At 63.9% G+C, this 23,875-nt stretch carries 25 protein-coding genes, 1 pseudogene and 1 riboswitch; of the genes and pseudogenes, 8 read left to right on the top strand and 18 right to left on the bottom strand.

Translation table 11 applies throughout. From position 1 onward, the window contains the following. The first annotated feature begins 147 nt into the window (after window positions 1-147). Window positions 148-549 carry a GFA family protein gene (locus OOJ09_RS02510; RefSeq protein ID WP_269904053.1) on the top strand — a complete coding sequence of 134 codons (402 nt, stop codon included), beginning with the start codon at window positions 148-150 and terminating at the stop codon, window positions 547-549. Here OOJ09_RS02510 and OOJ09_RS02505 read toward each other — a convergent pair. From OOJ09_RS02505 to OOJ09_RS02480, 6 genes are all read right to left on the bottom strand, one after another. Beyond that, window positions 546-818, bottom strand: a complete 273-nt coding sequence (locus tag OOJ09_RS02505; RefSeq protein ID WP_269904052.1) for a hypothetical protein — start codon at window positions 816-818, stop codon at window positions 546-548. The two genes, OOJ09_RS02510 and OOJ09_RS02505, sit on opposite strands and share 4 nt — an antisense overlap. 170 nt (window positions 819-988) lie before the next feature. Then, a complete protein-coding gene (gene dxs, locus OOJ09_RS02500; RefSeq protein ID WP_269903665.1) occupies window positions 989-2,923 on the bottom strand; it encodes a 1-deoxy-D-xylulose-5-phosphate synthase in 1,935 nt (644 codons plus the stop codon). A 122-nt stretch (window positions 2,924-3,045) separates the two neighbouring features. Next, window positions 3,046-3,966: a pirin family protein gene (locus tag OOJ09_RS02495; protein WP_269903664.1), complete on the bottom strand. Its 921-nt coding sequence runs from the start codon at window positions 3,964-3,966 to the stop codon at window positions 3,046-3,048. 40 nt (window positions 3,967-4,006) lie between these two features. Beyond that, the gene (locus OOJ09_RS02490) at window positions 4,007-4,273 is read right to left on the bottom strand and encodes a DUF2277 domain-containing protein (protein ID WP_013532791.1); all 267 of its coding nucleotides are present in this window, start codon (window positions 4,271-4,273) and stop codon (window positions 4,007-4,009) included. A 112-nt stretch (window positions 4,274-4,385) separates the two neighbouring features. Beyond that, entirely contained in the window at window positions 4,386-4,637 is a 252-nt protein-coding gene (locus OOJ09_RS02485) for an exodeoxyribonuclease VII small subunit (RefSeq protein ID WP_013532792.1), read from the bottom strand. Window positions 4,638-4,640: 3 nt separating this feature from the next. Beyond that, entirely contained in the window at window positions 4,641-5,567 is a 927-nt protein-coding gene (locus tag OOJ09_RS02480) for a histone deacetylase family protein (RefSeq protein WP_269903663.1), read from the bottom strand. Window positions 5,568-5,688: 121 nt separating this feature from the next. Beyond that, window positions 5,689-5,869: riboswitch (cobalamin riboswitch) on the top strand. 2 nt (window positions 5,870-5,871) lie between these two features. Here OOJ09_RS02480 and bluB point away from each other — a divergent pair. Beyond that, a pseudogene (bluB, locus tag OOJ09_RS02475) lies at window positions 5,872-6,546 on the top strand (5,6-dimethylbenzimidazole synthase); the annotation flags it as partial. A 122-nt stretch (window positions 6,547-6,668) separates the two neighbouring features. On the opposite strand, the gene OOJ09_RS02470 reads toward bluB, so the two are convergent. The 3 genes from OOJ09_RS02470 to aroC all read right to left on the bottom strand — a co-directional run bounded on the left by OOJ09_RS02470 (window position 6,669) and on the right by aroC (window position 10,267). Continuing rightward, on the bottom strand, window positions 6,669-7,652 hold the full coding sequence (locus OOJ09_RS02470) for a hypothetical protein (RefSeq protein ID WP_269903662.1): 984 nt from the start codon (window positions 7,650-7,652) through the stop codon (window positions 6,669-6,671). A 302-nt stretch (window positions 7,653-7,954) separates the two neighbouring features. Further along, complete coding sequence (gene ribB / locus OOJ09_RS02465) at window positions 7,955-9,055, bottom strand: 3,4-dihydroxy-2-butanone-4-phosphate synthase (protein ID WP_269903661.1); 1,101 nt, start codon at window positions 9,053-9,055, stop codon at window positions 7,955-7,957. A 96-nt stretch (window positions 9,056-9,151) separates the two neighbouring features. After that, window positions 9,152-10,267 (bottom strand): chorismate synthase, encoded by a 1,116-nt coding sequence (aroC, locus tag OOJ09_RS02460; protein WP_269903660.1) that lies wholly within the window; start codon window positions 10,265-10,267, stop codon window positions 9,152-9,154. 178 nt (window positions 10,268-10,445) lie between these two features. Between aroC and OOJ09_RS02455 the strand changes: the two genes are divergently transcribed. After that, entirely contained in the window at window positions 10,446-10,706 is a 261-nt protein-coding gene (locus tag OOJ09_RS02455; RefSeq protein ID WP_091576397.1) for a DUF1344 domain-containing protein, read from the top strand. A gap of 24 nt (window positions 10,707-10,730) precedes the next feature. On the opposite strand, the gene OOJ09_RS02450 is transcribed toward OOJ09_RS02455, so the two are convergent. The 4 genes from OOJ09_RS02450 to OOJ09_RS02435 form a co-directional block, all read right to left on the bottom strand. Further along, window positions 10,731-11,318 (bottom strand): histidine phosphatase family protein, encoded by a 588-nt coding sequence (locus OOJ09_RS02450; RefSeq protein ID WP_269903659.1) that lies wholly within the window; start codon window positions 11,316-11,318, stop codon window positions 10,731-10,733. A gap of 46 nt (window positions 11,319-11,364) precedes the next feature. Continuing rightward, window positions 11,365-12,183, bottom strand: coding sequence for an enoyl-ACP reductase FabI (gene fabI / locus OOJ09_RS02445; RefSeq protein WP_269903658.1), 819 nt, complete (start codon window positions 12,181-12,183; stop codon window positions 11,365-11,367). 106 nt (window positions 12,184-12,289) lie between these two features. Beyond that, a complete protein-coding gene (locus tag OOJ09_RS02440) occupies window positions 12,290-13,219 on the bottom strand; it encodes a J domain-containing protein (protein ID WP_269903657.1) in 930 nt (309 codons plus the stop codon). A 100-nt stretch (window positions 13,220-13,319) separates the two neighbouring features. Next, window positions 13,320-13,781 carry an RT0821/Lpp0805 family surface protein gene (locus tag OOJ09_RS02435; RefSeq protein WP_269903656.1) on the bottom strand — a complete coding sequence of 154 codons (462 nt, stop codon included), beginning with the start codon at window positions 13,779-13,781 and terminating at the stop codon, window positions 13,320-13,322. Window positions 13,782-13,821: 40 nt separating this feature from the next. Here OOJ09_RS02435 and pdxH point away from each other — a divergent pair, with 40 nt between their 5' ends. Continuing rightward, entirely contained in the window at window positions 13,822-14,439 is a 618-nt protein-coding gene (gene pdxH / locus OOJ09_RS02430) for a pyridoxamine 5'-phosphate oxidase (RefSeq protein WP_269903655.1), read from the top strand. 9 nt (window positions 14,440-14,448) lie between these two features. Here pdxH and OOJ09_RS02425 read toward each other — a convergent pair whose 3' ends face one another. Both OOJ09_RS02425 and OOJ09_RS02420 read right to left on the bottom strand, forming a co-directional pair. Continuing rightward, complete coding sequence (locus OOJ09_RS02425; RefSeq protein ID WP_269903654.1) at window positions 14,449-15,201, bottom strand: crotonase/enoyl-CoA hydratase family protein; 753 nt, start codon at window positions 15,199-15,201, stop codon at window positions 14,449-14,451. A gap of 19 nt (window positions 15,202-15,220) precedes the next feature. Continuing rightward, on the bottom strand, window positions 15,221-16,990 hold the full coding sequence (locus OOJ09_RS02420) for an acyl-CoA dehydrogenase (protein ID WP_269903653.1): 1,770 nt from the start codon (window positions 16,988-16,990) through the stop codon (window positions 15,221-15,223). Between the two features lie 214 nt (window positions 16,991-17,204). Between OOJ09_RS02420 and OOJ09_RS02415 the strand changes: the two genes are divergently transcribed. Continuing rightward, window positions 17,205-17,441 (top strand): hypothetical protein, encoded by a 237-nt coding sequence (locus OOJ09_RS02415; protein ID WP_256749387.1) that lies wholly within the window; start codon window positions 17,205-17,207, stop codon window positions 17,439-17,441. An 86-nt stretch (window positions 17,442-17,527) separates the two neighbouring features. Continuing rightward, window positions 17,528-18,688 carry a glycoside hydrolase family 25 protein gene (locus OOJ09_RS02410; RefSeq protein ID WP_269903652.1) on the top strand — a complete coding sequence of 387 codons (1,161 nt, stop codon included), beginning with the start codon at window positions 17,528-17,530 and terminating at the stop codon, window positions 18,686-18,688. 17 nt (window positions 18,689-18,705) lie between these two features. On the opposite strand, the gene purD is transcribed toward OOJ09_RS02410, so the two are convergent. Both purD and OOJ09_RS02400 read right to left on the bottom strand, forming a co-directional pair. Then, window positions 18,706-19,983 (bottom strand): phosphoribosylamine--glycine ligase, encoded by a 1,278-nt coding sequence (purD, locus tag OOJ09_RS02405; RefSeq protein WP_269903651.1) that lies wholly within the window; start codon window positions 19,981-19,983, stop codon window positions 18,706-18,708. Window positions 19,984-20,142: 159 nt separating this feature from the next. Next, entirely contained in the window at window positions 20,143-20,964 is an 822-nt protein-coding gene (locus tag OOJ09_RS02400; RefSeq protein ID WP_269903650.1) for a phytanoyl-CoA dioxygenase family protein, read from the bottom strand. 90 nt (window positions 20,965-21,054) lie between these two features. On the opposite strand from OOJ09_RS02400, the gene OOJ09_RS02395 reads away from it, so the two are divergent. Together OOJ09_RS02395 and ubiA are read left to right on the top strand one after the other, a co-directional pair. After that, window positions 21,055-21,966, top strand: a complete 912-nt coding sequence (locus tag OOJ09_RS02395) for a LysR family transcriptional regulator (protein WP_269903649.1) — start codon at window positions 21,055-21,057, stop codon at window positions 21,964-21,966. 61 nt (window positions 21,967-22,027) lie between these two features. Further along, window positions 22,028-23,011, top strand: coding sequence for a 4-hydroxybenzoate octaprenyltransferase (gene ubiA, locus OOJ09_RS02390; RefSeq protein WP_269904051.1), 984 nt, complete (start codon window positions 22,028-22,030; stop codon window positions 23,009-23,011). 204 nt (window positions 23,012-23,215) lie between these two features. On the opposite strand, the gene OOJ09_RS02385 is transcribed toward ubiA, so the two are convergent. Next, complete coding sequence (locus OOJ09_RS02385) at window positions 23,216-23,782, bottom strand: DUF6101 family protein (RefSeq protein ID WP_269903648.1); 567 nt, start codon at window positions 23,780-23,782, stop codon at window positions 23,216-23,218. Between the last annotated feature and the right edge of the window lie 93 nt (window positions 23,783-23,875).

The raw sequence follows: 23,875 nt of genomic DNA, 5'->3' as shown, positions 1-23,875 counted from the left end.
GGCGAAGGCAAGGATATTGGGGCGGGACAAGGAACATCGTCGGAAAGCGGAACGCATCAAGCCGCTCAGCGGCCGTCGAATATCGCATCAGGTCCGGCACAATGTTAAGGAGAGAGCAGCTTGCTGTCGGAACTCGAAGGAGGACGGATGCTGACGGGAACCAGCCATTGTGGTGCGGCCCACTGGACCCTGGAGGGCGGTCCTGGATCCATCACAGCCTGCAATTGCACGCTTTGCCGTCGCTATGGCGTGCTCTGGGCTTACGACTATGTCGACGAACGCATTCGCGTCGCCGGACCGATGAGAAGCTATACGCGTGCCGGGAAGGATGCCCCTTCGCTCGAGGTCCTGTTCTGTCCGACGTGCGCCTGTGTGCTCGCCTGGCGTGGCTTGCGCCCCAGCGCCAGCGGTCGAACGCGAATCGCCGTCAATGTGAGGCTTGCACCGCCGGAGACCGTCGCCGACTTGCCGATCGACCATTTCGATGGCCTCGACACCTACGAAGACCTGCCACGTGATGGCCGCTGCGTGCGCGACTTGTGGTTCTAGAAAACGGTTCGCGAAACCTGGCGCTCGATGGCTGGAGACAAACCGTCGTCCCGATCGCCCGAAGCTTGCTCGTGTGGATGCCCGGTCGCGACCGCGGGCGCCGGAACCGGGTCCGGGAGCACCACAAGCTGCGGCACCTGCTTGTAGGAAAAGCCGCCGCGAATATCGCCCATCTTGCCGGCGACGATGCTCATGGCAGCCTGTTCAAGGTTGCGATCATAGCGCGTTTCGGCGGTGGCCGGCGCGACGATGACCGCCAAGAAGGCCACGCCGCACAGAAGCGTTCTCATTGTTGTCATCTCCCTGCCTGATCCATGATCTAGCAGGGCGCCATTGAAAAACGGCCAAGAGACACGGTAAGCAAAGCGCCAAACAGCAGCGTAAACAATACGTTACGAATTCAAGCCGGCAAATAGATTCAAGCCGTTGAGGTTTTGATTCAGGCGCGCTGGGCGCGGACCGTATGCCCAAGCGCGGTGAATACGGTGCGTACGATGCCGGCGGCGTCGAGACCGGCATCGGCATACATCTTTTCCGGCTTGGCGTGGTCGGTGAACGCGTCGGGCAGCACCAGCGGGCGCACCTTCAGGCCGCTTTCCAGCAGGCCCTCATGGGCGAGGAACTGCAGCACATGGCTGGCGAAGCCGCCAACGGCGCCCTCCTCCACCGTCACCAGAACTTCATGCGAGCGGGCCAGCCGCCGGATCAGATCCTCGTCCAGCGGTTTGGCAAAACGGGCATCGGCGACGGTGGTGGAAAGCCCGGCAGCGCCAAGCTCCTCGGCGGCGATCAGGCAATCCTGCAGACGCGTACCGAAGGACAGCAGCGCGACCTTGCTGCCTTCCCTGACGATGCGGCCCTTGCCGATTTCGAGAACCGAGCCACGCTCCGGCATGTCGACACCGACGCCGTTGCCGCGCGGATAGCGGAAGGCGATCGGGCCGTCGTCATAGCTCGCCGCGGTTCGCACCATGTGGCGCAATTCCGCCTCGTCGGCCGCCGCCATCACCACGAAGCCCGGCAGCGTCGCCAGGAAGGTGGTGTCGAAGGCGCCGCAATGGGTGGCGCCATCGGCGCCGACGAAGCCGGCGCGGTCGATGGGGAAGCGCACCGGCAGTTTCTGGATCGCGACATCGTGCACGACCTGGTCGTAGGCGCGCTGCAGGAAGGTCGAATAGATGGCAGCGAACGGCTTGTAACCTTCCGTGGCGAGGCCGGCGGCGAAGGTCACCGCGTGCTGCTCGGCAATGCCGACATCGAAGGTCCGTGCCGGAAACACCTCGCCGAACAGGTCAAGGCCGGTGCCGCTCGGCATGGCGGCGGTGACGGCGACGATGCGGTCGTCCTGATGGCCTTCCTGGATCAGGCTTTCGGCGAACACCTTGGTGTAGGCCGGCGCGTTGGCAGGCGCCTTGGCCTGCGCGCCGGTGATGACGTCGAACTTGTTGACGCCATGATACTTATCGGCGGCGGCTTCCGCCGGCGCATAGCCCTTGCCCTTCTGGGTGACGACATGGATCAGCACCGGACCTTTGCCATTGTCGCGGACATTCTTCAGGACCGGGATCAGATGCTCCAGATTGTGACCGTCGATCGGGCCGATGTGGTAGAAGCCGAGCTCCTCGAACAGCGTGCCGCCGGTGACGTAGCCGCGCGCATGCTCGACCGCCCGGGTGATCGCGCGGTCGGCGCGTTTGCCGAGATAGGAGGTCAGTTTCTTGCCGAAGTCGCGCAGGCCGATATAGGCCTTGCCCGAGGCCAGACGCGCCAGATAGGCGCTCATGGCGCCGGTCGGCGGAGCGATCGACATATCGTTGTCGTTGAGGATGACGATGAGACGGGCATCGAGCGCGCCAGCATTGTTCATCGCCTCATAGGCCATGCCAGCCGACATGGCGCCGTCACCGATGACGGCGATGACATTGTTGCGGCCGCCGGATAGGTCGCGGGCGGCGGCCATGCCGAGGCCGGCCGATATCGATGTCGAGGAGTGGGCGGCGCCGAAGGGATCGTATTCGCTCTCGGCGCGGCGGGTGAAGCCGGACAGGCCGCCCTCCTGCCGCAAGGTGCGGATGCGGTCGCGGCGGCCAGTGAGGATCTTGTGCGGATAGGCCTGGTGGCCGACATCCCAGATCAGCCGGTCATCCGGGGTGTTGAAGACATAGTGCAGCGCCACCGTCAGCTCGACCACGCCAAGGCCGGCGCCAAGATGGCCGCCGGTGCGGGACACGGCGTCGACCAGTTCGGCGCGCAGCTCGGATGCCAGTTGCGGCAGCTCACTCTCGGCAAGCGTGCGCAGGTCGGCCGGAATGCGGACCTTGTCGAGAAGCGGCGTATGCAGTGTTGCGTTCACGGGCTCAGGCTCTCTATTCATCGGCGAAATAGGCCGCCGGCCAGCGAATGTAAATGCGTGTCAGTGACGCGCGTCGATCCACGGCTCTATCCGTGGGGCATGATCTCTTCCGAAAACCAGTTCCCACTTTTCGGGATCATGCCTCAGCTCTCCGGCAGCGGGATGAATTCTTCCTCGTCTCCAGGAACGATATCGAAGCGGCCGGTCTTCCATTCCTGCTTGGCCTGTTCGATGCGCTCCTTGGACGACGAGACGAAATTCCACCAGATGTAACGCTGCGAGCCGAGCGAAGCGCCGCCAAACAGCATGAAATGCGCGCCGCCCTGCGACGACACGACGATTTCGTCACCGGGCCGGAACACCAACAGGCGTTCCGCCGGAAACACGTCGCCCGAAATCGCGACCTCACCTTCCAGCGTGTAGATGGCGCGCTCTTCCGCATCGGCTGGAATTTTCACGCTGGCGCCGGGCGCCAGGCGCAGATCGGCATAAAGCGTGTCGGAATGCGCCCTGACTGGAGACCGCATTCCCTGGAAATCACCGATGACGACGCGCCCGCTGACGCCTTCGGCATCGATCTCGGGGAGAAGCAGCGCGCCAGTGTTCTCGAACACCGGTGCCACTTCCTCCTTGCCGTCCGGCAGCGCCAGCCATGTCTGCAGGCCGGAGATCGACATCGGTGCGCCGCGCAATTCCTCGGGCGTGCGCTCGGAATGGACGATACCGCGGCCGGCGGTCATCAGGTTCACGTCACCAGGCTGGATGACCATCTCGGTGCCGAGCGAATCACGATGCCTGATCTTGCCGTCGAACAGATAAGTGACCGTCGACAGTCCGATATGCGGATGGGGACGGACATCAAGCGCCTGGCCGGCGCGCAGAATGGCCGGCCCCATGCGATCGAAGAAGATGAACGGACCGACCAGCCGCCGCTTGGCGGTCGGCAGGGCGCGGCGCACCTGAAAACCGCCAATATCCTTGGCGTTCGGAATGACCATCAGCTCGATCTGGTCGCTGGCGAAGGCATCGCCGGCCTGTGGATCGTTTCCGGGGAAGAAGCTCACGAGATCTCCTTGTCAGCGGTCGACGACCGCATTGGACGCCTCAGGCAAACCGGATCGCCGCCTTGGCCCGTAGTTTGGCCGCCACCTCTTCGCGATTGCGAGGATGCTGATGGGTTTCGAGAGAATCGAGCAGTTCGCGCGCTGACGCGGCAATCGCATCGACAGCGTGGTCGAACGCATGCTGGTTCTGCTTCGAGGGCCGTGTGGTTCCGCTCAGCTTGCGAACGAACTGAAGGGCCGCGTCGCGGACTTCGTCGTTGGTTGCCGGCGGATCAAAGTTGAACAGGGTCTTGATGTTTCTGCACATCGTTTCCGAACCTCCTCTTGTCCTGGAGCCGTTTCAATCGGGACGAGTTTCATCCTCGATCATGATCGTGTCCAAAAACCGGTGAGGCAAGACCATCGTTGGCGACCGCGCCTCAGTCCGCGTCGAGCGGCTCCGTTCCAACCGGCTTGCCGTCGCGCGACAGCCTGATCTTCTCGACCTTGTCCTCGGCGGCCTTCAGCAACCGGTCGCAATGCGCCTTGAGCGCCTCGCCGCGCTCGTAGATCCTGATCGACTGGTCGAGCGGGACATCGCCGCGCTCCAGATCATCGACGATCTTCTCCAGCGCGTCGAGTGCCTGTTCGAAGCTCATCGCCTTGACGTCTTCGTTGGTCTCACCAGCCATCATTCATCCTTTCATCAGTCGCCCGACATGGGCGGCGACCGAAAATGCCAGTCCCTGCAGATCGTAGCCACCCTCGAGCAGGCTGACGAGCCTGTTGCCACTGTGGCGCGTGGCGCGCTGCATCAGCTGGCCGGTCGCCCAATCGAAATCGTCCTCGGTCAGATTGATCTCGGCCAGCGGATCACGGTGATGCGCGTCGAAACCGGCCGAAATGATGATCAGGTCGGGCGCGAAATCGTCGAGCGCCGGCAGCACGCGCGACAGGAAGGCATCGCGAAACACCTCGCTGCCGGTCTGCGGCGCCAGTGGCGCGTTGACGATGTTGCCGGCACCGGTTTCGTTCTTTGCCCCTGTGCCGGGATAAAGCGGCATCTGGTGCGTCGAACAATAGAGCACGGAGGGATCGTCCCAGAAGATATCCTGCGTGCCGTTGCCGTGATGCACGTCCCAGTCGACGATGGCGACGCGCTCGGCGCCGAATTTCTTCTGCGCATAGCGCGCCGCGATCGCCGCGGTGTTGAAGAGGCAGAAGCCCATCGCCGTCGTCTTCTCGGCGTGATGGCCTGGCGGCCGGGCGGCGACGAAGGCGTTGTCGGCGCGGCCCGTGAAGACGTCGTCGACGGCGGCGTTGGCGGCGCCGATCGCCGTGATCGCCGCCTGCCAGCTCTTGGGGCTGGCCGTGGTGTCGGCGTCGATGCGGGCGATACCCTCGTCGGGAATGGCGGCGCGGACGCGCGCGACGAAATCAGCGGGATGCGCGTAGAGGATGGTGGCTTCGTCACCTTCCGGCGCCTTGACGCGGTCGAGCGCGGCAAATGCCTCGTCGTCGAGCACGCGCTCGATGGCGCGCAAGCGGTCCGGCCGCTCGGGATGGCCGGGCGGCGTGATGTGCTCGAGGAAGATCGGATGGGTGTAGAGACGGGTAACCATCGTCCTAATCTAATGGCCCGGATCGACAAAGGCCATGAGCAGGCGGCTGATGGCTGGGGAAAATCACGCCTGCGTCCATTCGTGTCGCCGCGGGCATTGGCGTCGTCGGCGCTTCGGCGTAAGGTCGTCGCCACTGCCTGGTGCCCGCCGCAAGCGGGAGAATCGGGAACACGGTTGAACTCCGTGGCGTGCCCAACGCTGTGAGGGGGACCGCGCCGGTAAATGCCACTGTCCATGACGGGAAGGCGCCGGACGCGGGTTGATCCCGAGCCAGAAGACCGGCCTGGCAGGCATCGTCATCCGCATGGTCAGGCGGCTGGCATTGATTGCAATCGCAAGGGGACAAGCGATGCCGGAAACCATGACCGCTCCTATGGGCGACGGATTTGACCAGTTGGCGCGCGATGCGGTTTATCGCGCCATGTTCACGCGGCGGGATGTGCGCAGCCATTTCCTGCCCGCCGCGCTCGATGATGACGTGCTGGCGCGGTTGCTGCTTGCGGCCCATCATGCGCCGTCGGTCGGCTTCATGCAGCCGTGGAATTTCATCGTCATCCGCGACGCCAAACGACGGAAAAAGGTGCGCGACCTGTTCCTGGCGGCGCGCGAGCGGGAATTGCCTGAAATCGAGGCAGAACGGCAGGCGCTCTACCGCAAGCTCAAGCTGGAGGGCATCTGCGAAAGCGCACTCAACATCTGCATCACCTGCGACCGCGAGCGCTCGAGGGATTCACCGCTGGGACGCTGGCACAATCCGGAAATGGATCTCTACAGCACGGTCTGCGCGGTGCAGAATTTCTGGCTGGCGGCGCGCGCCGAAGGCATCGGTGTCGGCTGGGTCAGCATCATCGAGGCGCAGGCGCTGAAAAGCCTGCTGTCCATTCCCGAGCATGTGACGCCTGTCGCCTATCTCTGCGTCGGCCGCGTTTCCGAGTTCGCGCCAAAGCCGGACCTCGAAACCCATGGCTGGGGCCGGAGGCTGCCGCTGCCGGAGCTGATCATGAGCGAGACGTTTTGCGGACAAGGCGAATCGCTGCTCAAGTCGACCGTGGCGCGCCTCAACACCGTCGATGCCACGGCGGCGATCGCAGGCCCCGCCGATCAGCGTGTCGCGCCGGCCGGGCCCCAGCGCGAACCGCCGAAGGAGGCCAGCGCCTTATCCTTGAGTTCCCTGAACTTCGACGATGCCTCTGCCAGCCGGGCGTCCCAGTCGGGATCGGGCACCTGGCCGGCAATGGTCTTGAAGTAGACCTGCATCAGGCAGGCGATGGCGAAAGGTTCGATGAAGGCCGCCTTGAAGGCCCAGGCGAAGACGATGGCGAGCACGAAGGCCCAGCCGGCGAGTTGCCCAGGCATCATGAACAGAATGGCGGCGGCAGGGGCCAGCATCAGCAGGAAGATGACGAAGGACACGGCCCACATGATGACCGCCAGCCAGACGGCGTTCTTGACCATGATCTTGCCGTTCTGGGCGTAGAGCACGACGCCTTGCCGCGCCGTCTCGAAAGGCGAGGCGGAATTGATGCGGATGTTGTAGCCGAGGATGATCTCGTCGACATAGGTCAGCGACAAGCGGATCACCGTGTTGATGAAGGAGACCAGGCCGCTCAAACCCGGGATCGGCAGGAAGGCGGCGATGCCGCCGAGCAGGCCGGTGATGGCGCGGATAGCGCCCTTGACCAGTTGGTCGACGACGAAAAGGATGTTGGCCTCGGCGAAACGCTGGGTGACAACTTGCCTGGCATAGGCGATCTGGTCCTGGCCATCGGGAACGTCGCGGCCGTCGATCAGATGGACCATGACGGCGACGTGGCCGGCCTTGACGACATAGAGGATGTATTCGCGAATCCAGTAGACGGCGATCGAAACAACGCCGAAACCGACCACGCCGCCCCACAAGGCAAACGACAACGGCCCGTCAGGATCGGTGGAGATATGGCCGACGCCATAGCCGACGGAGGCGCCAGTGCCGGTCGCCACGATATAGGCCAGCGTGATGCCGAAATAGACGATCATGCGAAAGACAATGAAGGGCCAGGTCCGCATCATGATGGACACCGACCTGCCGATATCGAAATCCCACATGCCCCGAATCTCCCCTCAGAGATGGTGGGAGAGGATGCGCTCAACCCGGCTATTGTCAATTGCGATAGCAGCGCCAAGCCGCCAATGGCGCCTTCAGTTCGGCTGCCGATGCGGTTTTTTGAGCAGGCCTTCGAGCGGTTTCTTGAAGGCCGCTGCCGCCATTTTCACGTTGCTTCAGGGTCTTGCGAATTTGCGATCCGCTGCGAGGCCTGGACGGATGCGAAACGGGCGACGTTCCCGCGCAACGATCCAGGAAGCGCCCGGTTTGGAACGGCCGGGCGCTATCCTCTGTCGACTGACCTTCAGAGAATCTCGGTCTTGGCGATATGGATGCCAAAGCCCTCGAGGCCGACATAGTGGCGTTCGCGCGAGGCGATCAGGTTGATCGAGGAAATGCCGAGATCCTTCAGGATCTGCGCGCCGAGCCCGATCTCGCGCCATTCGTTCTCGCGGCGGCGCGCCTCATCGTGATCCTCGCGGTCGCCGGAGGCGGGACGCTTGCGCTCCTGATGGGCGACGCCGACCGAGCCCTCACGCAGGTAGACAATGACGCCGCGCTTGCGCTCGCCCATCGTTTTCATGATGCCGTCGAGCCGATGGCTGGTGCCGAAGACGTCGGTCACCACATCCTCGGAATGCAGGCGCACCGGGACATCCTCGCCGTCGCGGATGTCGCCGAAGACGATGGCGACGTGATGCATGGAATCCCACGGCAGCGTGTAGGTGAAGACCTGCGCCCTGCCGCCAGGCGTTTCAATATCCGAACAGGCGACGCGTTCGACCAGCGTTTCCTTGCGCTGCCGGTAAGCGATGAGGTCGGCAACCGAAACCTGCTTGAGACCGTGCTGCTCGGCAAAGGCGGCAACCTGCGGGCCGCGCTTGACCGTGCCGTCGTCATTCACCAGTTCCGAGATCACCCCGACCGGCGGCAGGCCGGCGAGCTTGCACAGGTCGACCGCCGCCTCGGTATGGCCGGAGCGCATCAGCACGCCACCCTCGCGCGCGATCAGCGGAAAGATGTGGCCGGGACGGACGAAATCCGAACCACCAACATTGCCGTTGGCGAGGTTGCGAACGGTCAGCGTGCGGTCCTCGGCCGAAATGCCTGTCGTGGTGCCGTGCTTGAAATCGACACTGACGGTGAAGGCGGTGGTGTGCGCCGAATCATTGTCGGCAACCATCGGCTGCAAGTTGAGGCGCTTGGCCTCCTCGCGCGGCATCGGCGTGCAGACGATGCCGGAGGTGTGGCGGACGATGAACGCCATCTTTTCCGGCGTGCAATGGACGGCGGCGACGATCAGGTCGCCCTCGTTCTCGCGCCCGTCATCGTCCATGACGACAACGATCTCGCCGCGCTCGAAAGCACGCAGGGCTTCGACGATCTTCTTCTGGTCGTAAGGCATTGGCTCGCTTCGCTCGCAGGGAATAGGGACTAGGGCAGTACGGTAGTCGGGAAAAGGAAAAATTTGGCTGTTTCAGTGGGCTGCGTAGAATACTGCCTACTGCCTATTGCCTATTCCCTGCCCCGTCTGTCCTCGATGACGCAGATAATGATCGGCAATGGCGCACGCAACCATCGCTTCGCCGATCGGCACGGCGCGGATGCCGACGCAGGGATCATGGCGGCCCTTGGTCATCACCTCGACGTCGTTGCCGTCCTTGTCGATCGACTTTCGCGGCGTCAGGATCGAGGACGTCGGCTTGACGGCGAAACGGGCGATGATCGCCTGGCCGGTCGAAATGCCGCCCAGTATGCCGCCGGCATTGTTGGACAGGAACACCGGCTTGCCGTCATTGCCCATGCGCATCTCGTCGGCATTCTGCTCGCCGGTGATGCGGGCGGCTTCGAAGCCGTTGCCGATCTCGACACCCTTGACCGCGTTGATCGACATCAGGCCGGATGCGATGTCCTGGTCGAGCTTGGCATAGATCGGCGCGCCGAGGCCTGGCGGAACGCCGTCCGCAACGATCTCTATCACCGCGCCGACCGAGGAGCCGGCCTTGCGGATGCCGTCGAGATACTGCGTGAAGACGGGAACGGAAGCCGGATCTGGGGTGAAGAACGGATTTTCCGCGTCGCCGATGAAATTCCAGTTCCAGTTGGCGCGGTCGATCGATTTTTCGCCCATCGACACCAGCGCGCCGCGCACCACCATGCCGGGCACCACCTTGCGCGCCAAGGCACCGGCTGCCACCCGCGCGGCCGTCTCACGGGCCGAGGAGCGGCCGCCGCCACGATGGTCGCGCACGCCATATTTGACATCATAGGTGTAGTCGGCATGGCCTGGCCGGTACTGGCGGGCGATCTCGCCATAGTCCTTTGAACGCTGGTCGACATTCTCGATCAGCATCGACACCGGCGTGCCGGTGGTGATCATCGTCTCGCCGTCCTCGTCGAGGATGAAGCCGGACAGCACCTTCACTTCGTCGGGCTCGCGGCGCTGGGTGACGAAGCGTGACTGTCCCGGCCGGCGCTTGTCGAGTTCCGCCTGGATCTCGTCGCGCGTAAAGCGGATGCCGGGCGGACAGCCGTCGACGACGCAGCCGAGCGCGGCGCCATGGCTTTCGCCCCAGGTGGTGACGCGGAAAAGATGGCCGAACGTGTTGTGAGACATAAAATGACCCTGCCCGGCATTGGAGCCGGCTCAAGGCAGCCTTCTATTGGCGTTTTTCACAGGGGTCAAACCGTGATCTGGTGGATTTAGTTTTGACACATTCGGTTGGTTTCTGCTCTGCTCCATCCGCCGTTGAACGCCCGCCGCCATGCCGGTGCAATGATAAAGAGGAACGATTATGCGTACCCTGATTGGCGCCGTTGCCGCCACACTGCTGCTTTCCACCGCCGCTTTCGCCGGCCAGACCGAAGGCCTGATCAAGAAAATCGACAAGGACGCGCTGACGCTGACGCTGGATGACGGCAAGTCCTACAAGCTGAACGCCGAGACCGATCTCGATGCGCTGAAGCCGGGCATGGACATCGTCATCGCCTATGATGTGACCAATGGCGAAAACGTGATCACCGACATGGAACTGCCGGACAGCTCGGCCAACTAGAGAATCGGCGCCGCCACCAGGCGGCTAAAGCCACTCCAGGCCCTTGCCTTCAAGTTTGAGCACGCGATCCTGCGGTATATCCAGGTTCGCGGCCTCGTCCTCGGCCATATCAAGCACGAAGCGAAACAAGGTCCGCATGACGCCGCCATGCGTCACGCAGATCGTCGGACCCTGGATCGCGTCGAACCAGGGCTTCACCCGCACGAGCAGCCTCTGGTAGCTCTCGGCGCCTTCGCCTGGCGGCTGAAAGTTCCATTTATCCAAGGCGCGCGTCCTGCTCGCGCCTGGATACCGCGTCTCGAGTTCGGCAAAGGTAAACCCCTGCCAATCGCCGAAATTGACTTCGACGAGGCGAGCATCGGTCCGATAGGCACCCGGATCGAGCTTCATCGCGGCGCGGATGCGCTCCATCGTTTCGCGCGTGCGCTTCATCGGGCTGGCGACGAAATCGAAATCCCGGGGATTGCCGACGAGTTCGGCAAGCCGATGCCCGTTTCCGGTCGCCTGTTCGCGGCCGAGAGCATTGAGATCGGTGTCGGCCTGCCCCTGAAGCCGGAATTCGGCGTTCCACGCGGTCTGGCCGTGGCGCACGATATAAACCAGCGGGTACATCGGGTCTTCCGGAACGGGATCGGGACTGACGACGATTGGCGGGCTGTTATTCCTTGACCGTCGAAATGTCCGGCGCGTCGACCGCCTTCATGCCGACGACGTGATAGCCCGAATCGACGTGATGCACCTCACCAGTGACGCCGCGCGACAGATCGGACAGTAAATAGACGGCGGAATCGCCGACTTCCTCCTGCGTCACCGTCTGCTTCAGCGGCGAATTGTATTCGTTCCACTTCAGGATGTAGCGGAAATCGCCGATGCCGGACGCGGCGAGCGTCTTGATCGGGCCGGCCGAGATGGCGTTGACGCGGATCTTCTTGGCGCCGAGATCGACAGCCAGGTAGCGCACGCTGGCCTCGAGCGCCGCCTTGGCGACACCCATGACGTTGTAATGTGGCATCACTTTTTCGGCGCCATAGTAGGTCAGCGTCAGCAGCGAGCCGCCATTGGCCATAAGCGCCTCGGCGCGCTTGGCAATGGTGGTGAAGGAATAAACCGAAATGTCCATGGTGCGCAGGAAATTGTCGCGCGTCGTCTCGACATAACGGCCGGTCAGCTCGTCCTTGTCCGAAAAAGCGATGGCGTGGACGAGAAAATCAAGCTTGCCCCAGTGCTTGGCGACATTGGCGAAAACCTCGTCCAGGCTCGCTGGATCGGTGACATCGCAATGGCCGGCGACAAAGGCGCCCAGTTCCGCGGCCAGCGGCTCAACGCGCTTCTTGAACGCCTCGCCCTGATAGGTCAGCGCGATCTCGGCGCCATGGTCGACGCAGGCCTTGGCGATGCCATAGGCGATCGATCTGTTGTTGGCGACGCCAAGAATAAGGCCGCGCTTGCCGGCCATAAGGCCCTGTCCACCCGCCATGTGAGCGCTCTCCGCAAGGTTCTCTGCTTTGTGGAGTGCCTATCGCACAGGCACAGGGCCCCTTCAAGCGCTCAAACCGGACAGTTCAGGGGACAAGAGCCGACAATCAGCCTTTTTGGCTGCGCAACAGCGCTTCGAGCGCACTGTCGCCACCCTCTGGCAGCATGATCCGCACATGGGCATAAAGATCGCCATGGCCGCCTGCCTTTTCCGGCAGACCCCTGCCCTTCAGCCGCAGGACCTTGTCCGAGCTCGACCAGGCCGGAACGTTGACGGCAAGCTTGCCGGTCGGCGTATCGACCGCCACCTTGGCGCCGAGCACCGCATCCGCCAGCGCAACCGGCAGATCGGCGTGCAGGTCGCGGCCCTCGAGACGATAGCGCGGATGCCGGCGAAAGCGGATCTTGACCAGCGCATCGCCAGGTTGGCCCGGCCCCTGCTCGCCCTGCCCCTTCAACCGGATGGTCTGGCCATCCTCGACATAGGCCGGCAGCTTGACCGCCACCTTGCGGCCGTCGGGGAACATCGCCGTCACCTTGTCGGCTGTCGCGGCTTCCTCGATGGTGACGTCGAGCGTCACATTCAGATCGGCTGATGTCGCCGGCTTGCGGCGGTCGCCCGGGCTCGCGCCGCGCGCGCCCGAAAAGGCATCGCCGAATATCTGGCTGAAGATGTCGCTGTTGCCGTCGAACGGATCCCCGCCCGGACGGCCGGAGCGAAATTCGAATCGCGAACCGCCAGCCCCTTGCTGCCGGCGAAACCCACCGAAGGGATCGCCGCCACCGGCAGCGCCCTCGAAGCCCTGGAACCGCGGCTTGCCGTCGGCGTCGATCTCGCCGCGATCGAAAGCGGCGCGATTCTTCTCGTCGCCGACGATCTCATAGGCCTGGTTGGCCGCGGCAAAACGGTCCTTCGCCTTGGGATCATTCGGATTCTGGTCCGGATGATGCTTCTTGGCGAGTTTCCGGTACGCCGATTTTATGTCCTTGGCCGATGCGTTCTTGGCAACGCCCAGCACCTCATAGGGGTCGCGCATGCTTATTGCCCTGGAGAAGGAGTGAGTCTCTGGTTGACCCCTATATGCGCCCGCATAGGAAGAAATTCCAGTGGTGGGACGGCATATCAAAGGCGGAAAATCAGAGCGCCTTGAAGTCCTGCATGCGCCAGCCGCCGGCGCTGGCCAGGCAAAGTTCGCCTTCGAACATGGCAACGCCATCAAAGCTTTCGCGCGAGGCCTTGAACCGGCGGCAGGTCTGGCCCTTGTCCTTCAATTCCGCCAGCCCGGTGATCGAGCCGCGTGACCCGGTGCCGGCGTTCGCCCATGGCACGGACTGGCCGGCGAGCTGCTCGATGTCGGCGGAAGACACCGCATTGCCGATCGTCGTCTGGTCGGAGTCGCGCTCCGAATCAACCGGCGCGGCTGAAGCCGATGTGCTGCTGGTCAGGATCGAGCGATCGACTTCGGCTTTTTCCAGGCTGAAGCCGCCGGCGCCACAGGCTGCAAGCGGCAGGGCGACTGCCACGATCGCGGCTTTCCTGCTGGCCGAAGCGATAACGCTCCATTGCCTGCTGTCAAAAGCTTGCGCGATACGCGACAATCAGCAACCTCCCTGATTTCGTGACAATTTGAGAAAAACTATGAGTGACACAGAGTTAACAAGCAGTGACTTTACCGAGGCGGCCGAGCCGTTTCGCCTCTTTGCCGCATGGCTGGAAGACGCCACGAAGAGCGAAGTGAACGACCCCAACGGCGTGGCGCTGGCGACCGTCGATGCCGACGGCATGCCGGATGTGCGAATGGTTCTGCTCAAGGGGTTCGATGAGGGCGGGTTTGTCTTCTACACGAATTTCGAGAGCGCCAAGGGCCAGGAAATTCTTGGCAGCATGAAGGCGGCGATGTGCTTCCATTGGAAATCGCTGCGCCGCCAAGTGCGCATTCGCGGTCCGGTGGAAATCGTCAGCGAGGCCGAAGCCGACGCCTATTATGCGACGCGCCCGCGCGGCAGCCGCATCGGCGCCTGGGCCTCGAAACAGTCGCGACCGCTGGAAAGCCGCTTCGCCTTGGAGAAGGCGGTGGCGGAATACACGGCGCGCTATGCGATCGGCGATATCCCGCGGCCAAGACACTGGTCGGGCTTCCGCATCGTGCCGCAAACGATCGAGTTTTGGCACGACCGTCCGTTCCGGCTGCATGACCGCGTCGTCTTTTCACGCAACGGCAAGGGCGGTTGGGGCAAGACGCGGCTTTATCCCTGAAAGAGAGGCTCAGGCTTTCTTCCTGGTCATGAAGGCGGTCAAGGCAGCGCGCGCCTCGTCTGACTTCAGCCGCTCGCGGAAATGCTCGCTTTCCTCGCCGATGCGGGCGACAAGGTCGTCGCGCGAACCGCGCATCAGGTCGCGTGCGATCTTCAGCGCCTGCGGTGGCTTGGCGGCGATCTGGCCGGCCGCCGCCAGGACCGAGGCTTCCAGCGCCCCTTCCTCAACCACCTCGTAGATCAGGCCGGCGGCCTTCGCCCGCGCGGCCGAAAAACCCTCGCCGAGGCCGAGCAACGCAAATGCGCCTTGCTGGCCCAGGATTCGCGGCGCCAACAGGCTCGACCCCGCCTCGGGCACCAGACCGAGGTCGACGAAAGGCGTCCTGAACACGGTGCGTGGCGTGGCGAAAGTCAGGTCGCAATGCAGGTTGAGCGTCGTTCCGATGCCGACCGCGATGCCGTCGACGCCGGAGACGATGGGCTTCTCGACCCTGGCCAGCGCCATGAGGAAATCCCAGACCTCGGTGCCGCCATCGCCGCCCGTGGCGACGACCATGAAGTCGGCAAGGTCGTTGCCGGAGGAAAAGGCGCCGGGCACGCCGAGAAAGACATGGACGCGGATCGCCGGGTCGGCGTCACCCTCGGCAAGAGCCGCCGACATTTTCGCATACATGGCGCGCGTCAGCGCGTTCTTCTTGTCGGGGCGATTCATGCGGATGATCTGGACGGCGTCTTGACGCTCGACGAGGATATGGTCTGTCACGGTTTTTTCCTTGTGAGCGTCAGGCTGAAATCAGCGTTTTACCGGCAGCGGCCAGGCTGTCGGCGCCCTCGGTGACGCGCGCCCTCAATGCGCTGACCTCACCGAGCAGGTTTTCGGCGAAAAAGCGGCAAAGCGCGATACGGTTCCGATCAGCAAGCGCCCCCTGCGCCAGATAGGCACCGCCGGCGGCGAGCGAGATCAGCCTGAGATAGGGCGTTGCACCCGCCAGCGCCTCGTCCGACCGGCCGTCGGCCGTCAGTTTCTGCAGGAAGCGGGTCGCTTGCGTCAGATCGGAGAGCGCCGCGTCGAGAGCATCGGCGGTGCGGCCGAACCCCTGCAGATTGGAGGTGCGCACCGCTCCCGCGACCGCCGCCAGTTCGTCGATGAAGCCATGCACATGTTCGCCGCCGCCGAGCGGCAGCTTGCGCATCACCAGGTCGATCGCCTGGATGCCGTTGGTGCCCTCGTAGATCGGCGCGATGCGCGCATCGCGATAGAGGGCGGCCGCGCCCGTCTCCTCGATGAAGCCCATGCCGCCATGCACCTGAACGCCGAGCGAAGCGACGTCCACGCCCACATCGGTCGAGAAAGCCTTGGCCAGCGGCGTCAACAGATTGGCGCGGTCGCGCCAATGCGCCGCCTCATCGCCGGCCGATACGCGCGCCAGATCGATGGCGTGGGCGCAGCAATAGCTGATGGCGCGCGCCGTCTGCGTCAGCACCTTCATGGTCAACAGATTGCGCTGCACGTCGGGATGATGGACGATCGGCGCCATGCCGGTGCCAGCGTAGTCCGCCGCCTTGCCCTGGCGGCGCTCATTGGCATAGGCGATCGCCTTCTGGGTCGCGGCTTCCGCGACGGCGACCCCCTGCATGCCGACGGCCAGGCGGGCATTGTTCATCATGGTGAACATGCAGGCGAGGCCCTTGTTCTCCTCGCCGATCAGCCAGCCGACGGCGCCGGGTTTGGCCCCCTCGAAGCCATCGCCATAGATCATGGTGCAGGTCGGCGAGGCATGGATGCCCAGTTTGTGCTCGAGGCCGGAACAGAAGACATCGTTGCGCGCGCCGAGCGATCCATCGTCGCCGACCAGGAATTTCGGCACCAGGAACAGCGATATGCCGCGCGTGCCGGCCGGCGCATCGGGCAGCCGCGCCAGCACCAGATGGATGATGTTGTCGGTGAAGTCGTGCTCGCCATAGGTGATGAAGATCTTCTGGCCGAAGATGCGGTAGGTGCCATCACCGGCCGGCTCGGCGCGGGCGCGCAGTGCGTTGAGGTCCGAGCCGGCTTGCGGTTCGGTCAGGTTCATCGTGCCCATCCATTCGCCCGACACGAGCTTGGCAAGATATTTCGCCTTGAGGTCTTCAGAGGCATGCTTGTCGAGCGCTTCGACCGCGCCCATGGTCAGTGTCGGGCCGATACCGAAGGCCATGGCGGCGGAGTTCCACATTTCGAGCGCGGCGACGCCGAGCATGGTCGGCAGCGCCTGGCCGCCATACTCTTCGGGCCCGGCGAGCGCGTTCCAGCCGCCGTCGATCCAGCGGCGATAGAGTTGCTTCCAGCCGGGCGGCGTGGTGACGGCGGCATCCTTCAGCACGGCGCCTTGTTCGTCGCCGATCTTGTAGAGCGGTGCCACCTCTTCTGTGGCGAAACGGCCGGCCTCGCCAAGCACGGCATCGACCAGGTCCTCGCTCAGATCGCCGAACGTGCCGGCATCGAGCGCGGCCTTGAGGCCCGCAACATGCTTGAGGGTGAAAGCGATATCCTCGACCGGTGCGCGATACATGCCGCTCTCTCCTCCTGATGCATCGACGGCGTCGACCCTAAAGCCAGTGTCGCCGCAAAACCATCCGCCCTTGGGCGGTCTCTCATCTTCTTTTTACGTAAACGTCAAATTTTGTCACGCGGATTTTGCAATCGCGCCAACACGTATTAAATTCAAGCGTCACCGGATCAAGTCGACCCGGCGACAGAGCAAAACCAACGGCCCGGACCACCCCATGCTTGCCAGACCCGACTCCTATCGCTGCATCGAATGCGGCCTGCCCTATCGTGCAACAGGGTTCTGGTACCATCAGGGCAAGCTCGAAAACGGCGCCGCCTACTGGTCGGATCGCGGTATATTGTGTTCGCCGCAATGCTCCCTCGCCCACCACCGCAAACGCGCCGCCGAAGGCACGCTGCCGCAAGAGCCGGCACCCGACCCGTTTGAATTTCAGCCGCTCATGCGACGCTAGCTTTGCTGGTGGCGCATCCAGCAGCAAATCCTTAACCATAGCGGTTCAGCATCTGCCTTTGATCAACGGGGATTCCCTGTTTGCCAATGCCGGCGCGCCTCCTTCGCCGCACAGCGCTTCTCGCTTTCGCGGCGACGATGGCACTGTCGACGGCGGCAAAGGCCTCGGATTTTTCCGAGCCGTGGAAGAACGCTGACCGGGCCCTGGTCGTCGATGCCTACGAGTACAATTCCATCGACTGGGCCCACCTCGCCACCGACAAGCGGATTGTCGGCTTCATCAACAAGGCATCCGACGGCATGCCGCCGCCCTACTTCTGCCTAGGCAACGATACCGAGGTCAAACTCTGCAAGGCGCTGTGGAAACGCCATGCGGTGACGCGCGAGCTGTTCCAGACGCGCAGGGTCGTCGCCAAGGCGCTCGGCCTGAAATGGGGAGCCTATCACCTCGCCCGCCCCGGCAATCCGGTCGAGCAGGCCAACAATTTCCTCGATTTTGCCGATCCCGCGCCGGACGATCTCATGGTTCTCGACCTCGAGGGAAACGATCCCTCGCAATGGATGTCGCTCGACGATGCCGAGGAGTTCGTCCGCCAGGTGCACAGGCGCATCGGCCGTTTCCCGGTGCTCTATACCAACGGCAAGACAGCCCAGTACATCGCCGACAATCGCTACAAGTACCGGCTCCTGTCGCGGCTGCCGCTTTGGTACGCACGCTACAAGCCTGATATTGACGTGCATTTTCCGATGGGCAACTGGCAAGGCTATGCGCTCTGGCAATTTTCCGCGCAGGCCAATTGCGGCCGCTTCCGTTGCCCCTACAGGGTTGCCGGCACGCCTAACGATATCGACGTCAACGTCGCACCAACGGACGCCGCCACGCTGCGCCAGCAATGGCCCTTTGGCGGGCTGATCGACGTGCCATCAGACTATCTTGCCAGCGTGCCGGTGCCGCTCTCGCGCGAGGCAGCGCTCGCCGGCAAGGCGACCCTGATCTATGCGGATGTGGCAACGCCGCCGACGTTCGAGGAAATGGTCGCGGTGCTTGGCTCGCGCTGGTCGAAATTCCGCGACGGGTTCCGCATGCCTGTGGTGAAGACGGTGCCGCGCCGGCCGGGCTTCGGCATTGTCCAATATGTCGCCTGGAAGCGAACCGAACAGCGTTCACCCGAGCAACTCGACGCCGCCTTCGCCGGGGCCGATCCGGTCAGCACCGCTTCGACCGAAATCGACCGCGGCCAGCAGTAAGCCGCCGCGCCGGAATCTCAGCTCGCCTGCTCGCGCGCCACGGCCTGCCAGCCGATGTCGCGGCGGCAGAAGCCGTCCGGCCAGTCGATGCGGTCGAGCGCGGCATAGGCTCGCCTCTGCGCCTCGCCGACCGTGGCGCCGGTCGCCGTGACATTGAGGACGCGGCCGCCATTGGCCACCAGCGCGCCGCCGTTGATGGCCGTGCCGGCGTGGAATATCTGGACGCCGTCGCTCGCCGCGTCCTCGACGCCGCGGATGACGGACCCTTTTTCCGGAGTACCGGGATAGCCCCTGGCGGCCATCACCACGGTGAGGGCGGCCTCGTCGCGCCAGCGCACCGAGCTATGTGCAAGCTGGCCGTCGGCCGCCGCATTGAGCAGCACCAGCAGATCATCCTTCAGCCGCATCATCAGCACCTGGCATTCCGGGTCGCCGAAACGGGTGTTGTATTCGATCAGCTTCGGGCCATTCTCGGTGATCATCAGCCCGGCGAAGAGAATGCCGGCGAAAGGCGCGCCTGATACAGCCATGCCGCGCATGGTCGGCTCGATGATCTCGCGCATGGTGCGTTCGACCATCTGCGGCGTCATCACCGGGGCCGGCGAGTAGGCGCCCATGCCGCCGGTGTTGGGGCCAACATCGCCGTCACCGACACGCTTGTGGTCCTGCGCGGTGCCGAAGGGCAGCGCGGTGGTGCCGTCGCAGAGGCAGAAGAAACTTGCCTCCTCACCGGTCATGAATTCCTCGATCACCACCTCCGCGCCGGCGGCGCCGAAGGAACCGTCGAAACAGGCATCGAGTGCTGCCTGTGCCTCGCCGAGTGTCATGGCGACGGTCACGCCCTTGCCGGCGGCCAAGCCATCGGCCTTGATGACAATCGGCGCACCCGTCTTTTCGACATAGGCTTTGGCCGACGCCAGATCGCCGAAACGGCCATAGGCGGCGGTCGGGATGTTGTATCTGGCGCAGAGGTCCTTGGTGAAACCCTTCGAGCCTTCCAGCTGTGCGGCGGCCTTGGATGGACCGAACACGCGAATGCCTTGCGCGCGCAGATCGTCGGCAATGCCGGCGACCAGCGGCCCCTCTGGGCCAACCACGACGAGATCGATCTTCTTGTCCTTGCAGAAGGCGGCAACGGCGGCGTGATCGGTGATGTCCAGCTTCACCAGCTCGGCCTCACGGCCAATGCCCGGATTGCCGGGAGCGGCATAGAGCCTGGTCAGCAGCGGCGACGCGGCGATCTTCCAGGCGAGCGCATGTTCGCGGCCGCCGGAGCCGAGAAGAAGAACGTTCATGGCGACCTCTTGATGCCGAGAATCCTGTAGAGAACCCGCTATTGCTCTCTGGACGATGGGTCAAGGCATCCGGGTGCTTTGATCGGAATTGCGCACGGGAACGTAACCCCTGCAGAACACGGGCGGCGGATACCGGCGCCCGTGTTCGGGCAATTCGGTTCAGCCCTGGTAGACGACCGGAAACCAGTCCTCGCGCAATTTCTGTCCCGGCTGCATGCCGTGGCCATGATAGGGCGGCGACGTGCGTCCCGGCCGCTCGACATAGCGTGCATCGTCACCGACCCAGCGCAGCGACAGCGCCCGGCGCCGCGCCGAGGTCATGTTGCCGCGCGCGCCATGCGCGGTCCTGAAGTCGAACAGGATGGCGTCGCCCGGCTCCATTTCCCACTCAAGCACCTTCAGCGACGGATCCTTGTCCGGGTCGGGCACCGGCAGATAGTCACCCTCGCCGGCGTAGAAATTGCTGTCGTCGAGCCAGCGCACCGGCAGGATCATCTTGTCCCATTTGTGCGAGCCGGCAATCAGGCGCAGCGTCGCCTCCTTCACCGGGTCGATGGGAATCCAGAAGCTCACCGTCTGCCGGCCATCGACAAAGTAGTAGGGGATGTCCTGATGCCAGGGCGTCGGCTTCTGCGTGCCGGGTTCCTTGACCAGCACATGATCATGGAAGAACTGCGCGCTGCGCGACCGCATCACCGCCGCCGCCAGCTCGGCGGCCGGCGATTCCCGCACCACCCTGACGAATTCGGGAATCCGCTCCCAGTTGCAGTAGTCGTCGAAGAAACTGCCGCGGCCATTGGCGATATCCGACGCGGTGGCGCTGCGGTTCTGCATGTTGCGCTCGATGCCGGCGGCAATCGTGTCGACCCAATCCTTGAAGGCGCCACGAATGCAAACCGCGCCGTCACGCTGGTAGTCGGCGATCGTTTGGGCATCGATTTTCTGGGCATCGATCGTCTGGGTGTCGCTTTCGGAAGCCATGGCGTTCTCCTCTTGGGAATGAACCGACTATCGCAACCGTCTTTCATTCAGTAAAATAATAACTTTCCATTTGGTGCATAGGGTATGCCTATGAATGTGACCCTCACGCAGTTGCGTTATCTTGTCGCCGTGGCGCGTCATGGCAGCGTCACCGGCGCGGCAAGGATGCTGAACGTCTCGCAGCCTTCGATCTCGGTGGCAATTGATGCCGTCGAAAAGAATTTCGGCCAAAAGCTGTTCGTCCGCCAGCGGGGAAGCGGCGTGTCGCCGACATCGTTCGGGCGCGCCGTTGTGGCGAAGGCAAGACAGGTCCTCACCCAGGCGGACGAACTCGCCGGCCTCGGTTCAGGCAAATCGGCTGTCGGCGGCGAACTGGTGCTGGGCTGCTTCGAGGATCTGGCTCCGTTCTTCGCGCCGGCCCTGATCCGCGCCTTCTCCGAACGCTATCCAGCGGTGAAGGTCGTGGTTCGCGACGAGACGTTCGAGACGCTGGGACGACGGCTCGGCGATGCGGCCATCGATCTCGGCCTAACCTATGATCTCAGCCTGCCGACGCATTTCGCCCGCATCCTGCTGCGCGAACTTCGCCCGCACGCCCTGTTGCCGGCAGGCCACGCGCTGGCGGACCGCCCATCGGTCAGTCTCGCGGATCTGGCCGCCTATCCGCTGATCACGACGGACCAGCCGCACAGCTGGCAGCACATGCTCGACCTGTTCCGCAGCCGCGGCCTTTCGCCAATTGCCGACAGGGCGACGAGCTCGTTCGAACTCCAGCGCAGCATGGTCGCCAACGGCTTCGGCGTTGCGGTCAGCTACACCCGCCCGCACGGTGACCGCAGCTATGACGGCCTGCCCCTCGTCTGCAAGCCGCTGTCGGATCCGCTGCCCATGCAGCGGATCCTGCTCACCCATGACACGCATCAGCGTGTGTCGAATGCGGCGCTGGCCTTCATCGAGGTGGCGAAGGATTGGTTCGCAGCCCACGACATCTTCGCGTCATGATCCGGTTCAGCTGCCCGGCTTGCCGCTTGACGACCTCCAACTCTGCTGCCAATCCAGCATGATGGAACCCATCCAATCGAAAGCGGCCCAGGGCCGTGTCGCCGATGCGCCGAACGGCCATTGGGTCTACCGTGTGCTGCCACGCTCGATATGGCCCTACGCCCAGCTTGCCCGATGGGACAGGCCAATCGGCTGGCAGCTGCTTCTGTGGCCGTGCTGGTGGTCGGCGGCACTTGCGGCGAGCGCCTATCCGCGTCCCGGCGACCCGCTGCTCTCGCTGTTGCCGGCGCCATGGTATCTTGTCCTGTTCCTGGTCGGCGCCATCGCCATGCGCGGCGCCGGCTGCACCTACAACGACCTCGTCGACGAGGACATCGACAACAAGGTCGAGCGCACACGGTCGCGGCCGCTGCCATCGGGCAAGGTCACGCGCCGGCGGGCATGGCTGTTTCTCGTCCTGCAGGCCCTGGCCGGCCTGGCGGTGCTGCTGCAGTTCAACAGCTTCGCCATTCTGCTCGGCATCTGTTCGCTGGCCGTCGTCGCCATCTATCCTTTCATGAAGCGGGTAACCAACTGGCCGCAACTGGTTCTCGGCCTTGCTTTTTCCTGGGGCGCGCTGATGGGATGGGCGGTCGAGTTCGGCGATCTCGATGGGCCCGCCATCATGCTCTATGTCGGCTCGATCCTGTGGGTGATCGGCTACGACACGATCTATGCGCACCAGGACAAGGAAGACGACGCCATTGTCGGCGTGCGCTCGACGGCGCGCCTGTTCGGCGAAAACACCAAGTCGTGGCTGGCAGGGCTTTATGGCGGCGCGCTGATCTGCTTCGCCATCGCCTTCGCGTCGGCGCAGGCCCCGGTGCCCGCACTGGCCGGGCTGATCGCCGCCGGCGCCCATATGGCCCGGCAGATCACGGTTCTGGATATCGACAATCCGGACCAATGCCTGCGGCTGTTCCGGTCGAACAACCAGGTCGGCTGGCTGATCTTCCTCGGCCTGATCGGCGGCGCGCTGTGGGTGGCGCTGAAGCCGCTCGTTTAGTCTTCCTTCTCCCCGTCACTATACGGGGAGAAGGTGGCGGCAGCCGGATGAGGGGCACCGCCAACCTTGAAAGCGAGGCGAGAGGTTCAGCGGCGACACAACGCACACTCAAAGTCTTAAGGTGGTAGCCAAACACTTAGGTCAGCGCTGCCCCTCATCGCCCTGCCGGGCACTTCTCGCCGTATAGTGACGGGGAGAAGAAGCCTAGTCGCGCGAGATGATCTCCTGGCCGTCGACGACCAGCCTGAGACCGAGATCGCCGGCCCTGCGGCGAGCAAGGAAGCGCGGGCGACGCGTGGTCGAAACGCGACCCTTGCGGCGATCCCGCGGCGGCAGCGTCTTGATGGCCGCGCCGAGCGATTCCTCCAGCGTGCGGGCGACACCGTCCGATTCGATCAAGAGCATCGGCAGACGGTAGGCGTCGGCCCAGGCGCGCCAGTCGGCGGCGACATCCTCGAGATCGTCGGCAACCAGCAGCGGCACCGACAGCATCGGATCGTTGTGCAGAAGTTCCAAAGTCACCGTGACATTGCCGTCCGGATCCTCCATCGCGCGGGCGGCAACGCCGCGGAACGCATTGGCGGGCAGAGCGATGATCGCCGGCACGCCGCTCATCTCGAGCACGCGGCGGATCACGGCGCCACGGTGGTCGATGGTGAAGGTCACGTCGCCATAGTCGTCGCGCGTGGCGTAGCTCACCACCTGCGGCAGGCGGAATGGGTCAAGACGCATGTTGCGTCCCGCCCAGACTGGCTTCAGTCCGGTGTTCATAGAGTGCCTTCCTGTTTGTCTCCTGAGAGCCGGTGTCCGGTTCTCTCCGGGCCGGTTTTCCCGGCCTCGTTTATGGGCAAACAGTAGCGCGGG

Origin of the sequence: Mesorhizobium qingshengii (genome assembly GCF_027563465.1) — a bacterium.
GTDB lineage: Bacteria > Pseudomonadota > Alphaproteobacteria > Rhizobiales > Rhizobiaceae > Mesorhizobium > Mesorhizobium qingshengii_A.
Note: the sequence above shows the minus strand (reverse complement) of the source record. Positions and strands in the feature narration are given on the sequence as shown.